This window comes from Candidatus Pantoea formicae (assembly GCF_011752625.1).
Taxonomy (GTDB): domain Bacteria; phylum Pseudomonadota; class Gammaproteobacteria; order Enterobacterales; family Enterobacteriaceae; genus Pantoea; species Pantoea formicae.
The window spans coordinates 137,461-149,996 of the sequence record NZ_VWXD01000002.1 but is presented as its reverse complement, the minus strand read 5'-3'; the positions used below and the strand labels follow the sequence as shown (position 1 = coordinate 149,996).

Sequence of the window (12,536 nt, the reverse complement as noted above, 5' to 3'; positions counted from 1 at the left end):
CCCGCCTCGGCGGAAATTCTTGTCAGTTAAGCATGTGGTGATAGCGCAGTCTGGTGCCGCTCAGGGGTTGGCGGTACAGGTGATAACGCAGTCTGGCGCCGCTCTGGGGCTGGCGGTACAGGTGATAACGCAGTCTGGTACCGCTCTGAGGCTGGCGGTACAGGTGATAGCGCAGTCTGGTGCCGCTCAGGGGTTGGCGGTACAGGTGACAGCGCAGTCTGGTGCCGCTCAGGGGTTGGCGGTAAAGGTGATAACGCAGTCTGGTGCCGCTCTGGGGCTGGCTGTCCTCGCGCCGCTGACGCGGTACCTTCACTTCACTCGTCCGCCTGACGGACCGGTGCAGACGGGACTTTCCCTGTCCCGGCTGCACCTTTCGCCAGCATCCATGCTGGCTCTCCTGGTTTCCTCATTCCGTTCAGCGCTGCGAAATGCCATCCCCAGAGCGGCACCAGCCTGCTTGCTAACATCTGTTTACGCTGTTGGAGAAGGCACGATGGTGAAGACTTTAGCGCTTTTACTGCTACAAAGCGCACTGTGTCTGAGGCCACATCGCCCTTGATTCTGCAAAGGGCACAATGTTTGAGGCCACAGCGCCTCTGATGCAGCTGAGGGCACCGCGCAGCGGCGCGAGGACGGCCCGGCAGCAGCAGAGGTGCTGGGGCCCGCACCAACATGCCCACCCGCGCACATTAAAAAAGGCCGCCATTTTAGAAAATGGCGGCCTCATTCGAACAGGACCTTAACTGACAGGCATTACGCCTCGGCGGGATTTTTCATTTTACCCTTTGCGACTGAGCGTCGCCTGACCTTTACCTAATCCATCGGGGCCGTAAAACGCCTGCGTCTGATGTGGTTTCAGTACCGCCAGCGCCTCGTTAGTAAAGCTGATTTGATGTTGCAACAGAATACCATTGTGCGTGTTGGCATCACGCAAGCGAGCGGTATGCTGCTGAATGCTCTGCCAACGACGTTCACGATCGCTGTGACCACCATAGGGAGCCTGCGTACCGAGTGTCTTCTCAGTAGTGCGGCGCATTTCGTCCAGATAGTTCAACGTAGTCAGCAGCGCGCTTTTATCTTCTGAGATGCGCTGCAGCAAGTTGCCATTCACCTGGCCGGCAGAAAGTTGCTGTTGTTCTTCATTCATCACGACCGTGAGTGAAGCCAACACGTCCTGCATTTTGTCTAAAGTGGTCAGCAGATTGTCCATTGGGATTAGTTACCCTCTAAATACGCCTTGGTATCGGCGATCAGCGCGTCGGCGATCTTACCGGTATCCATTTTAAGTTCACCATTACGAATGGCGGTTTTCAGCTGCTCAACACGTGCGGTGTTGATGTCTTTACTGCCTGGCTGCATCAGTTGTGCTTGGGCGGTACTCAACTTCACTTCAGCACCGCTTTCGCTGGTGGTCGTGGTGACGGCAGGCGTTGCGCTCTGGCGCACTTTACTGCTGTTGTCGTTGGTATCACGGGTTTGCACAGTGCTAACCGGGGTTAAAGGCTGCGTTCTGTCGATGCTCATGGTATTGCTCCTGTAAGGTCAGTTGGGGGTCAGCCAACTGAGTCAGCATAGGGTAATGTCTTTCTTGATATCTCTATCGGCAGAACAACAGGGTTCTTTAACGCTTTATAGCGATATCAGAATATTCCCATCCGCGTCGACGCGACCACTGACAACCTGACCATTTCCCATGCGCACACGCACCATCTGAGCCGCGCTGGCGTTGTTCAGCGCACGTCCTTCGCTACTGGCATTAAACCCGTTTCCACTGGCGACCACCATCACATTTTGACCTGCTTTCACGCGCCAGGGCTGGCGCAGCATTGAGGCTGTCACTGCCTGCCCTGGTGGGATATCGCGCAGGGCAATGGCATCGACCACGCTGCTGCTATCAAACAGGGCGCGTGGCGGTAATTCATCCAGGCGGCCGGTTTCCATACGGAAGTCATTTGGATCCAGCGCGCTGCCTCGTGTCACCTGACGGCTGGCAACCAGATACTGCCCTGTCACCTGAATCTGTACCTGCAAAAAACGACGATTTTGCGCGCAGTTGGCTGCAATACTGAGGTTACCCCATTGGCGACTGTTACCCGGAAGTTGTAATTCCGGCGTTTCGCAGCTGGGCCACTGCTCTTTCGGTGTACGTATCACCACGGTCATACCCGCGGCATGTTGTGGATCGCGTGCTTTAAAAAACTGCGTTAACTGGGCGGTCAGGTCCGCCGCATGACCGGGCAGCGCGATAGCCAGCAAAAGTGTCGCCAGCAAGGGGGAAGAATTGCGCATAAACGCCTCCTGTCGAGAAGATGGCCTGAGTCTACTCTTCGCGCGAAAAATTCAATGTCAAAAATAGCCGTCATTTTTGCTGCTATTCAGACGATAGCCCTTGCTTTTGTCCAATTAAGCTGTCCACTCGAAATTCTCATTCGCGGAGGAAGCATGCTCGACAAACTCGATGCCGCGCTGCGATTTGGTACAGAAGCGTTAAACCTGCGTGCTCAGCGTCAGGAAATCCTGGCGTCTAACATTGCCAACGCCGATACCCCGGGCTATCAGGCGCGGGATATCGACTTTGCCAGCCAACTGAGCAAGGTAATGGAAAACGGCCGCGCAGAAGGCAGCAGCATGGCATTGAAGGTGACTTCTTCTCGTCATATTGCCGCAGAAACCAACTCGCAGCCATCTATGGACCTGATGTACCGCATTCCCGATCAACCCGCCGCGGATGGCAACACCGTGGATATGGATCGTGAACGTACGCAGTTCGCAGACAACAGTCTGAAATACCAAACTGATCTCACCCTCATCAGTAGCCAGATCAAAGGCATGATGAGCGTGCTGCAGGGGCAATAACCATGGCATTGCTGAATATCTTTGATATCGCCGGTTCTGCGATGACGGCGCAATCACAGCGCCTCAACGTCAGTGCCAGTAACCTGGCGAACGCCGACAGTGTGACGGGCCCAGATGGCCAGCCGTATGTGGCGAAACAAGTGATTTTCCAAACCGATGCGGCGCCAGGCGCGGCGACCGGTGGTGTCAAAGTGGCGGGTGTCGTTAACGATCCGACTCCTGCCAAACTGGTGTATGACCCCGGTAATCCAATGGCGGATGAAAAGGGCTACGTCAAGATGCCAAACGTCGATGTCGTCTCAGAAACCGTTAACACCATGTCAGCGTCGCGCAGCTATCAGGCCAACGTCGAAGTGCTGAACACGGTGAAATCAATGATGATGAAGACCCTGACGATGGGCCAATAACGGAGAAATAACATGAGTATTGCAGTCGGCGTAAATGAGTCACTTGATCCAACGGTACTGAGTTCATCCAGCTCATCGAGCACAGGGAATACTTCAGAAGATCTGCAGAACCAGTTCCTGACCATGCTGGTGACGCAGTTGCAGAATCAGGATCCTACCAATCCAATGGATAACAGCCAGCTCACCACGCAGTTGGCACAGATTAACACCCTGAGCGGCATTGAGAAGTTGAATACCACCTTAGGTTCTATCTCTGGTCAGCTCACTACCAGTCAGTCACTGCAGAGCACCACACTGATTGGCCATGGTGTGATGGTCGATGGCAGCCAGGTGCTGGTTGGCAGTGGTACGACTACACCATTTGGTGTCGAATTAACCACCGCGTCTACAGCGACCACTGCGACGATAAAAGACAGCAGCGGTACGGTGGTTCGTACCATTGACTTGGGTGCGTTGTCTTCCGGAGTGCATACCTTCTCGTGGGACGGCACCGATGCAAATGGCGCTACCGTTGCAGACGGGAAATATTCAGTATCGATTGCTGCCAGTAACGGCACAACACAATTGGTGGCTCAGCCGCTCAACTACGCCTACGTCAATGGCGTCAGCACGGTCGATGACACCTCCACTCTGGATCTCGGCACCATGGGCACTGCGACCCTTGATGAAATTCGTCAGATTCTCTGATTAACCTTCTAGCAGGAGAAATAATATGTCTTTTTCACAAGCGGTGAGTGGCCTGAGTGCTGCTTCCAGTAACCTTGATGTCATCGGTAACAACATTGCGAACTCCGCCACTGCCGGCTTCAAATCCAGCACCATCTCATTTGCCGATATGTTTGCCGGTTCAAACGTGGGTATGGGTACCAAAGTGGCCGCAGTCATCCAGAACTTCAACGATGGCACCACCACCACCACTAGCCGTGGCCTCGATGTGGCCCTGAGCGGTAACGGTTTCTTCCGTATGACCGACGCCAGTGGTGCAGTGTATTATTCACGCAACGGTCAGTTCACTCTGGACGAGAACCGTAATCTGGTGAACACCCAAGGCCTCTCAGTCACTGGGTATCCCGCTACAGGTACTCCACCTACCATTCAAACCGGTGCTAACCCGGTTGCGTTGAGTGTGCCTACCACTCAGATGTCTGCACGTGCCACAACGACTGCGACACAAGTAGCGAACTTGAACTCAACCAGTACTGCATTGGACGATACCGCCTTTGATGCTTCCAACGTCGACACTTACAACGCCAAAAGTACGGTAACCGTGTATGACTCACAGGGTAATGATCACGCCTTGGATCTGTACTATGTGAAAACGGCGGACAACACCTGGACCGTGCATGCAATGGATTCGACCACTGGCACCAGCGCCGGGGATTTCCAGGCCGTGTTCGATGAAAACGGTAACATGACCAGCTTAGGGGGTGTGGCAGGCGCAACCTCTGTGGCTCTGTCCATCAATGGCACCAATGGTGCAGCCGCAGGGCAGACAATCACCCTGAGCATGAGCGGTAGTCTGCAGCAAAACACCGGTACCACCACGTTTGGTAACCCCACGCAGGATGGCTACGCTCCAGGTGATTTGACCAGCTACGCAATTAACGATGACGGCACCATCACCGGTACCTACTCTAACCAACAGACTCAGTTACTCGGCCAAATTGTGCTGGCCAGCTTCTCTAACCCAGAGGGTTTGCAGTCTGAAGGTGACAACGTGTGGTCAGCGACCAGCTCTTCAGGTCAGGCGGCGATTGGTCTGGCAAACACTGGCACCTACGGCTCACTCACATCAGGCGCGCTGGAAGCTTCCAACGTAGATATGAGCCAAGAATTGGTCAACATGATCGTGGCGCAGCGCAACTATCAGGCTAACGCGCAGACCATCAAAACGCAGGACCAGATTCTGAACACCCTGGTTAACTTACGTTAATACGCTAACGGGATTGCACTATGGATCACGCAATATATACCGCGATGGGCGCGGCCAGTCAGACGATGGAACAGCAATCGGTGACCGCCAGCAACCTCGCCAACGCCTCAACGCCGGGCTTCCGCGCCCAGCTCAACGCGTTGCGCGCGGTGCCGGTCAACGGTTGGTCGCTGCCGACGCGCACCTTAGTTGCCGCATCAACGCCGGGTGCCGATATGACACCTGGCGCGATGGACAATACCGGACGCCCGTTGGACGTGGCAGTACAGCAAGATGGCTGGCTGGCGGTGCGTACCGCTGACGGTTCTGAGGCCTACACCCGCAACGGCAACATGCAGATCAGCTCCACCGGTATTTTGACCATTCAGGGCAATCCCGTGATGGGCGATGGCGGTCCAATCGCTATTCCACAAGGCTCCGAACTGACCATTGCGGCCGACGGTACCATCACCTCGCGTAATGCGGGCGATGCACCGAACGCCACGGTGCAGATTGGCAAGCTGAAGCTGGTCAAGGCCACGGGCAAAGAGCTGCAACGTGGTGATGACGGTATGTTCCGTCCGACCCAAGCGACTCAGGCCACGCGCGGTGCCGCACTGGCTAACGACGCCACTGTGGCGGTGATGCCGGGCGTGCTGGAGGGCAGCAACGTCAAGCCCGTGGAAACCATGGTCGATATGATCGCCAACGCCCGACGTTTTGAGATGCAGATGAAAGTCATCACTAACGTCGATGAAAACGAACAAAAAGCCAACCAGTTGCTCAATATGAGCAGCTAAGGCGTAAGGAAAACAGCATGATTCGTTCTTTATGGATCGCCAAAACCGGCCTTGACGCCCAGCAAACCAATATGGACGTCATCTCCAACAACCTCGCCAACGTGTCGACCAACGGCTTCAAGCGTTCGCGTGCGGTGTTTGAAGACCTGATGTATCAGACGTTGCGTCAGCCGGGCACCCAGTCCTCCGAACAAACCACACTGCCGTCTGGTTTACAGATTGGTACGGGTGTGCGTCCGGTGACCACCGAACGCCTGCATACGCAAGGTAACTTGTCGCAGACCAGCAACTCCAAAGACGTCGCGATTAATGGTCAGGGTTATTTCGAAGTGCAGATGCCGGACGGCACCTCTTCTTATACCCGCGATGGTTCATTCCAGGTCGATCAGAATGGTCAGTTAGTGACCAACGCCGGTTATCCGGTGCAGCCAGGGATCACTATTCCGGCCAACGCCACCAGCATCACCATTTCCCGTGACGGTGTGGTGAGCGTCACGCAGCAGGGGCAGACTAACCCAGCGCAGGTTGGACAGCTGACGCTGAGCACCTTTATGAACGATGCGGGTCTCGATAGCCTGGGTGAAAACCTCTATCAGGAAACGCAGGCATCAGGTGCGGCAACACAGAGTACACCGGGCCAGAACGGCGCGGGCTTGCTGTATCAGGGTTATGTTGAAACCTCTAACGTCAACGTGGCGGAAGAGTTGGTCACTATGATTCAGACGCAGCGTGCTTATGAAATCAACAGCAAAGCGATCACCACTTCTGATCAGATGCTGCAGAAATTAACCCAGATCTAATCTGGTGTCATTGGGCCAGTCCAACTGGCCTGATTAAGAACATGAAAAAGGTCAGAACTCCGTGGCGAAGCAAGTGATTCTCAAGCCTGGGCATTGGTTAGTAGCCACGCTGCTACTGACACTTAACGGTTGTGCGCTGGTTCCGCGCACACCACTGGTACAGGGTGCAACCACGGCAGAGCCAACGCCGTCTGCACCGCCGGTGGTGAATGGGTCTATTTTTCAGGGCGTGGCGCCACTGAACTACGGCTATCAGCCGCTGTTTGAGGATCGCCGCCCACGTAATATTGGCGACACACTGACGATCACGCTGCAAGAGAACGTCAGCGCCAGCAAAAGTTCTTCCGCCAATGCCAGCCGTGATGGCAGTAACAGTTTAGCGGTAAGTTCGGTTCCAACTGCGATGAGTGGCTTACTTGGCGCCAGCGGTGAAAAAGTGGGACTGGATGCGGAAGGTAAAAATGATTTCGCTGGCAAAGGTGGCGCAACGGCGAATAACACCTTTACCGGCACCATCACCGTTACCGTCAATCAGGTGCTATCAAACGGCAACCTGCGCGTGGTCGGTGAGAAGCAGATCGAGATTAACCAGGGAACCGAGTTTATTCGCTTCTCGGGTGTGGTTAACCCACGCACCATCAGCGCCAGCAACGCCGTGTTGTCAACGCAGGTGGCCGATGCACGTATAGAGTATGTCGGAAATGGCTATATCAATGAGGCGCAGACCATGGGCTGGTTCCAGCGTTTCTTCCTGAACGTCTCGCCGATGTAATCGAGGTAATGATGAAAATAAACACTCTGCTGCGTCTGAGCCTGAGCTTCCTGCTCGGTGTCAGCCTGATGGCTCACGCTGATCGTATTCGCGATCTGACTTCCGTGCAGGGCGTGCGCGATAACCAACTGATCGGTTACGGCTTAGTGGTGGGTTTAGATGGTACCGGTGACCAGACCACGCAGACCCCGTTCACCACCCAGACGGTTAGCAACATGCTGTCACAGTTGGGTATTACGGTACCAACTGGTACTAATATGCAGCTGAAAAACGTGGCGGCGGTGATGGTAACGGCCAAGTTGCCCTCTTTTGCGCGTCAGGGGCAAAACATCGATGTGGTGGTTTCCTCACTCGGTAACGCCAAAAGCCTGCGTGGCGGTACGCTGCTGATGACGCCGATGAAAGGTGTCGACAACCAGGTCTATGCGTTGGCGCAAGGGAACATTTTGGTCGGTGGTGCCGGTGCGTCAGCGGGCGGCAGCAGCGTGCAGGTCAACCAACTCAACGGTGGTCGCATCACCGGAGGGGCGACGGTTGAACGTGAGCTGTCGAGTAATTTTGGTAGCCAGAACACCATTAACCTGCAGTTGAATAATGAAGATTTCACCATGGCACAGCGCATTGCAGATGCCATCAATAGCCGTGGAATGGGTTCAGCACAGCCATTGGATGCCCGTACGGTGCAGATTCGTGTGTCACCGAATAACAGTTCGCAGGTGCGTCTGTTATCTGAAATCCAGAATATCGATGTCGCGGTGCCGCTTGAAGATGCCAAGGTCATTATCAACTCGCGTACCGGTTCTGTAGTGATGAACCGCGAAGTGACGCTCAATACCTGTGCCGTTGCGCAAGGCAATCTCTCAGTGACGGTGAACCAGCAGCAGAATGTCAGCCAGCCGAACACACCGTTTGCTGGTGGTCAGACTGTCGCGACGACGCAGACGCAGATCGATTTACGCCAGAGTGGTGGGGCACTGCAGCGGGTTAACTCCAGCGCCAACCTGAACAATGTGGTGCGCGCACTGAATGCCTTGGGAGCAACCCCGATTGAGCTGATGTCGATTCTGCAATCGATGGAAAGTGCAGGTTGCCTGCGCGCCAAACTGGAAATCATCTGATGACGGATACGCAATCGCTGATGAATGCGGCGTATGACAGCCGCTCGCTTAACGACCTAAAACGTGAAGCCGCCGCCGACCCGAAAGGGAAGGCGCTGCAGGTCGCTAAGCAGGTTGAGGGCATGTTCGTGCAGATGATGCTGAAGAGTATGCGTGACACGCTGCCGAAAGATGGCATTTTCAGCAGCGATTCAACACGTATGTATACCTCGATGTACGATCAGCAGATTGCGCAGGAGATTGGCAAGCATGGGTTAGGCATGGCAGATCTGATCGTCAAGCAGATGCAGCCGGCACAAGAGCCTGATGAAACCGCTGGTACGGTCCCGATGAAGCTGGATAACAGCTTTATCTATAGCAATCTGCCCTCCAGCCAACTGGAGCAGATGGTGCGTAAAGCGGTGCCACGCTTGCCGGTTTCACCCTCAAGCTTCCCGGCTGACAGCAATGACTTTATTGCTCAGTTGGCACAACCGGCGCAGGTGGCCAGCCAACAGAGTGGTATTCCGCATCACCTGATTTTGGCTCAGGCGGCGTTGGAATCGGGATGGGGCCAGCGTCAGATTCTCACCCGTGATGGCAAGCCAAGTTACAACGTGTTTGGCATTAAGGCGGGCGGAGACTGGAAGGGCGAGACCACCGATATTATGACCACGGAGTACGAAGGTGGCGTGGCGAAAAAAGTGCGTGCCACATTCCGTGTGTATGGCTCTTATATGGAAGCGCTCAGCGACTACGTCAAATTGCTCTCCAATAACCCTCGCTATGCGGCTGTGGCCAATGCCGCCACGCCTGAACAGGGCGCGCGTGCTCTTCAGGCGGCCGGGTACGCTACCGATCCTAAATATGCACAAAAATTAGTAGGAATGATCCAGCAATTCAAAAACATGGGCGAAAAAGTGGTGAAGGCTTACAGCCAGGATATTACTGATTTGTTCTGATTTTTTACCTCAAGTTTCACTTAAGCACGCCGATAACCATCATAAGCTGCGGGCACCTTGGCCCGCACAATCGCACTGATGACTGCCAGCCCGGTTAACGGGAAATTAAGGAACCGAGATGTCCAGCATAATTAACTCAGCGATGAGTGGGCTGAGCGCCGCACAGGCCGCATTAAGCACCACCAGTAACAACATCAGTAATTACACCGTAGCGGGTTACTCGCGTCAGACCATTCTGTTGAACCAGGCAAACAGTACCCTCTCGGGCAGCAGCTATTACGGTAACGGTGTGACTGTCACGGGTGTGCAACGTGAATATGATGAGTTCATTACTGCCCAACTGCGCGGTTCCAGCGCGAGCTATAGTGCGGTGAACTCACAATATTCGCAGATCTCGAATATTGACGATCTGATGTCAACGTCTACCACCAGTCTGTCAACGTCGATTCAGAGCTTCTTTACCAACGTCTCTAACGTGGTCAGCAACGCAGATGACCCCTCGGCGCGTCAGTCAATGCTAAGCTATGCCCAAGGACTGGTGAACCAGTTCCAGACCACCGCGCAATACCTCACGAACATGCAGAGCAGCGTGAATACCGATATCACGTCCAGTGTTGATCAGATCAATACCTACACCAGCCAGATTGCCGATCTTAATACTCAGATCGCCAAACTGACCACGGCAGGCGGCGCTGCGCCAAATGATTTACTCGACCAACGCGATGAGTTGGTCAATAACCTGAATAATATTGTTGGCGTTAGCGTGTCACAGCAGGACGGCAGTTATATCGTCTCGATGGGTAGCACCACGTTGGTTAACGGCAAAAACACCACGCAGTTAGTGGCGATGCCTTCCAGTAGCGATCCATCACGTACCACGGTTGGCTATGTTGATAAGCTTGCCGGTAATGTTGAAATCCCAGAAAAAACGCTGACTACCGGTTCATTGGGTGGATTACTGGCTTTCCGTACTGAGGATTTGGATACTGCGCAGAATCAGTTGGGTCAGTTGGCTGCCGCTTTCACCACCAGCTTCAATGCGGTGCAGACTGCGGGTTACGATAGCAACGGCGATCAGGGCACTGATTTCTTTACCATCGGCAGCCCCACGGTGTTAAGCAATACCAAGAATACGGGTAGTGCTGAAGTGACTGCTGAATGGTCTGACAGCAGCGCGTTAAAGGCATCAAATTACACCGTGAGCTATGACGGCACCAACTGGTCTGTGACACGCATGTCGGATAACGTCAAAGTGACCGCGACGCAGGGAACAGACAGTGATGGCAATACCACGCTGAGCTTTGATGGCTTAGACCTGACGGTAAGTGGTGATGCGAAAGCCAAAGATAGCTTCTTGGTGAAGCCGGTACAAAACGTGATCGGTGATATGTCGGTCGCGATTACCGATGAGTCGCAAATTGCCGCCGCCTCATCTGCGACTAGCGGTGAGAGTGATAACACCAATGCGCAAAAAATGCTCGATTTACAGGATGCGAATCTAGTAGGGGGCAATGCCACACTTGCGCAAGCCTATGCCACCATTGTTAGCACTGTCGGTAACAAAACCAGCTCACTGGAAACCGCCAGCACGACTCAAGAAAGCGTGGTCAATCAGTTAACCGATCGCCAGCAATCCGTCTCCGGCGTTAACCTTGATGAAGAGTACGCCAACCTGACCAAGTATCAGCAATTTTACACAGCGAATGCGCAGGTATTGCAAACGGCGAATACGATTTTCAATGCACTGATCGGCATCATGAGCTAAGCAAACAGAGGATAAGAACCCATGCGTCTTAGTACGAATATGATTTTCAATCAGCAAGTGCGCGGTATTACCGATTCGCAATCCTCGTGGTTGAAAGTAGGGCAGCAGCTTTCTAGCGGTCTGCGCGTTAACACACCTTCTGATGATCCTATTGCCGCCGCAAGTTCAGTGGTACTGGCTCAATCGCAGGCGAAAAGCAGTCAGTATGCGACGGCAAGAACATTCGCGAATCAGAGTCTGTCATTGGAAGAGAATACGTTGCAGGGTGTAACGTCTGCTATTCAGGATGCTCAGACCGCTATTGTTGCTGCATCGACGGGTACGCTCAGCGATGACGACCGTGAATCTTACGCCACTCAATTACAGGGGCTGCGTGACCAACTTCTGGGACTGGCAAACAGTAAAGATGCCAGTGGGCGCTACATCTTTGCCGGTTATAAAACAGAGTCTGAACCTTTTAGCGATACTGGCACGGGTGTGACCTATGTCGGTAGCACCGATGCGATTAGTCAGAAAGTGGATGACAGCCGCACAATGACGGTGGGTAACACCGGTGATTCCGTATTTATGTCGATCACCAGTAACGCTAAGGCTGAACCTGACGGCAGCGCCAGCGAAACTAATCTGTTTGACATGCTGGATAGTGCGATTGCGGCGCTGAAAGTTCCGCAGGATGATGCCGATGATGCGACAAAACAGGCGTTTCAGGACGCGATGGATAAAACCAACCGTGGTTTGTCTAACTCACTGAACAACGTATTGGCGGTGCGTTCTGATGTCGGTATTAAATTGGATGAACTGGATACGCTCGATGCGCAAGGTGACACCAATGACACCATTATGGCCACGCAGATGAGTAATCTGGTCGAGGTGGATTACACCTCAGCGATCTCCAGCTACACCATGCAACAAACAGCGCTGCAAGCGTCTTATAAAACCTTCACTGATATGTCGAAGATGTCGCTGTTCCAGCTGAACTCTTAATTTATCTGACCTGAAAATTTGAGCGTGCTTAAACCGGGCGCGCTTAGTTTCTCCCACTGCCTTTCGAGGCGTGGGATTTTTTTTGCCTGTTTCGAATCGCCAACCGCGAAGGTTGTGAAGCGCTGAAGAGAGTGGGGTGATCTGGCAATGCCATCTGTCACTGGCGCTCTTGCTGAGAGAC

The 12,536-nt window shown here is 53.8% G+C and carries 15 protein-coding genes; 12 read left to right on the top strand and 3 right to left on the bottom strand.

The window, feature by feature from the left end; translation table 11 throughout:
- The first annotated feature begins 19 nt into the window (after window positions 1–19).
- A complete protein-coding gene (locus tag F3J38_RS05355) occupies window positions 20–559 on the top strand; it encodes a hypothetical protein (RefSeq protein ID WP_167135829.1) in 540 nt (179 codons plus the stop codon).
- Window positions 560–778: 219 nt separating this feature from the next.
- Here the strand turns inward: F3J38_RS05355 and flgN are convergent, their stop codons facing one another.
- The 3 genes from flgN to flgA form a co-directional block, all read right to left on the bottom strand.
- Entirely contained in the window at window positions 779–1,210 is a 432-nt protein-coding gene (flgN, locus tag F3J38_RS05350; RefSeq protein ID WP_167135828.1) for a flagellar export chaperone FlgN, read from the bottom strand.
- Window positions 1,211–1,215: 5 nt separating this feature from the next.
- A complete protein-coding gene (gene flgM / locus F3J38_RS05345; protein ID WP_167135827.1) occupies window positions 1,216–1,524 on the bottom strand; it encodes a flagellar biosynthesis anti-sigma factor FlgM in 309 nt (102 codons plus the stop codon).
- Between the two features lie 105 nt (window positions 1,525–1,629).
- Window positions 1,630–2,289 (bottom strand): flagellar basal body P-ring formation chaperone FlgA, encoded by a 660-nt coding sequence (gene flgA, locus F3J38_RS05340; RefSeq protein WP_167135826.1) that lies wholly within the window; start codon window positions 2,287–2,289, stop codon window positions 1,630–1,632.
- Window positions 2,290–2,442: 153 nt separating this feature from the next.
- Here flgA and flgB point away from each other — a divergent pair, with 153 nt between their 5' ends.
- The 11 genes from flgB to flgL all read left to right on the top strand — a co-directional run bounded on the left by flgB (window position 2,443) and on the right by flgL (window position 12,355).
- On the top strand, window positions 2,443–2,856 hold the full coding sequence (gene flgB / locus F3J38_RS05335; RefSeq protein WP_034830667.1) for a flagellar basal body rod protein FlgB: 414 nt from the start codon (window positions 2,443–2,445) through the stop codon (window positions 2,854–2,856).
- Between the two features lie 2 nt (window positions 2,857–2,858).
- A complete protein-coding gene (gene flgC, locus F3J38_RS05330; protein ID WP_034830669.1) occupies window positions 2,859–3,263 on the top strand; it encodes a flagellar basal body rod protein FlgC in 405 nt (134 codons plus the stop codon).
- Window positions 3,264–3,275: 12 nt separating this feature from the next.
- Window positions 3,276–3,950, top strand: coding sequence for a flagellar hook assembly protein FlgD (gene flgD / locus F3J38_RS05325; protein WP_167135825.1), 675 nt, complete (start codon window positions 3,276–3,278; stop codon window positions 3,948–3,950).
- Between the two features lie 25 nt (window positions 3,951–3,975).
- Window positions 3,976–5,196: a flagellar hook protein FlgE gene (flgE, locus tag F3J38_RS05320; protein ID WP_167135824.1), complete on the top strand. Its 1,221-nt coding sequence runs from the start codon at window positions 3,976–3,978 to the stop codon at window positions 5,194–5,196.
- Between the two features lie 20 nt (window positions 5,197–5,216).
- Window positions 5,217–5,975, top strand: a complete 759-nt coding sequence (locus tag F3J38_RS05315; protein ID WP_167135823.1) for a flagellar basal body rod protein FlgF — start codon at window positions 5,217–5,219, stop codon at window positions 5,973–5,975.
- A gap of 17 nt (window positions 5,976–5,992) precedes the next feature.
- Complete coding sequence (flgG, locus tag F3J38_RS05310; RefSeq protein ID WP_039333642.1) at window positions 5,993–6,775, top strand: flagellar basal-body rod protein FlgG; 783 nt, start codon at window positions 5,993–5,995, stop codon at window positions 6,773–6,775.
- A 61-nt stretch (window positions 6,776–6,836) separates the two neighbouring features.
- Window positions 6,837–7,547, top strand: coding sequence for a flagellar basal body L-ring protein FlgH (locus F3J38_RS05305; protein WP_167135822.1), 711 nt, complete (start codon window positions 6,837–6,839; stop codon window positions 7,545–7,547).
- Window positions 7,548–7,558: 11 nt separating this feature from the next.
- Entirely contained in the window at window positions 7,559–8,665 is a 1,107-nt protein-coding gene (locus F3J38_RS05300) for a flagellar basal body P-ring protein FlgI (RefSeq protein WP_167137050.1), read from the top strand.
- Window positions 8,665–9,606 carry a flagellar assembly peptidoglycan hydrolase FlgJ gene (gene flgJ, locus F3J38_RS05295; RefSeq protein ID WP_167135821.1) on the top strand — a complete coding sequence of 314 codons (942 nt, stop codon included), beginning with the start codon at window positions 8,665–8,667 and terminating at the stop codon, window positions 9,604–9,606. Before F3J38_RS05300 ends, flgJ begins: the two co-directional genes overlap by 1 nt.
- 118 nt (window positions 9,607–9,724) lie before the next feature.
- Window positions 9,725–11,371 (top strand): flagellar hook-associated protein FlgK, encoded by a 1,647-nt coding sequence (gene flgK / locus F3J38_RS05290; protein WP_167135820.1) that lies wholly within the window; start codon window positions 9,725–9,727, stop codon window positions 11,369–11,371.
- A 21-nt stretch (window positions 11,372–11,392) separates the two neighbouring features.
- Window positions 11,393–12,355 carry a flagellar hook-associated protein FlgL gene (gene flgL / locus F3J38_RS05285; RefSeq protein WP_167135819.1) on the top strand — a complete coding sequence of 321 codons (963 nt, stop codon included), beginning with the start codon at window positions 11,393–11,395 and terminating at the stop codon, window positions 12,353–12,355.
- Window positions 12,356–12,536 lie beyond the last annotated feature (181 nt).

Excerpts from the sequence above, each read along its gene's own strand:
- flgK (WP_167135820.1), top strand. The coding sequence starts at position 9,725 with ATGTCCAGCATAATTAACTCAGCGATGAGTGGGCTGAGCGCCGCACAG.
- flgC (WP_034830669.1), top strand. The coding sequence starts at position 2,859 with ATGGCATTGCTGAATATCTTTGATATCGCCGGTTCTGCGATGACGGCG.
- flgN (WP_167135828.1), bottom strand. The coding sequence starts at position 1,210 with ATGGACAATCTGCTGACCACTTTAGACAAAATGCAGGACGTGTTGGCT.
- flgE (WP_167135824.1), top strand. The coding sequence starts at position 3,976 with ATGTCTTTTTCACAAGCGGTGAGTGGCCTGAGTGCTGCTTCCAGTAAC.
- flgM (WP_167135827.1), bottom strand. The coding sequence starts at position 1,524 with ATGAGCATCGACAGAACGCAGCCTTTAACCCCGGTTAGCACTGTGCAA.
- F3J38_RS05300 (WP_167137050.1), top strand. The coding sequence starts at position 7,559 with ATGAAAATAAACACTCTGCTGCGTCTGAGCCTGAGCTTCCTGCTCGGT.
- flgA (WP_167135826.1), bottom strand. The coding sequence starts at position 2,289 with ATGCGCAATTCTTCCCCCTTGCTGGCGACACTTTTGCTGGCTATCGCG.
- F3J38_RS05315 (WP_167135823.1), top strand. The coding sequence starts at position 5,217 with ATGGATCACGCAATATATACCGCGATGGGCGCGGCCAGTCAGACGATG.
- flgJ (WP_167135821.1), top strand. The coding sequence starts at position 8,665 with ATGACGGATACGCAATCGCTGATGAATGCGGCGTATGACAGCCGCTCG.
- flgB (WP_034830667.1), top strand. The coding sequence starts at position 2,443 with ATGCTCGACAAACTCGATGCCGCGCTGCGATTTGGTACAGAAGCGTTA.
- flgL (WP_167135819.1), top strand. The coding sequence starts at position 11,393 with ATGCGTCTTAGTACGAATATGATTTTCAATCAGCAAGTGCGCGGTATT.
- flgG (WP_039333642.1), top strand. The coding sequence starts at position 5,993 with ATGATTCGTTCTTTATGGATCGCCAAAACCGGCCTTGACGCCCAGCAA.
- flgD (WP_167135825.1), top strand. The coding sequence starts at position 3,276 with ATGAGTATTGCAGTCGGCGTAAATGAGTCACTTGATCCAACGGTACTG.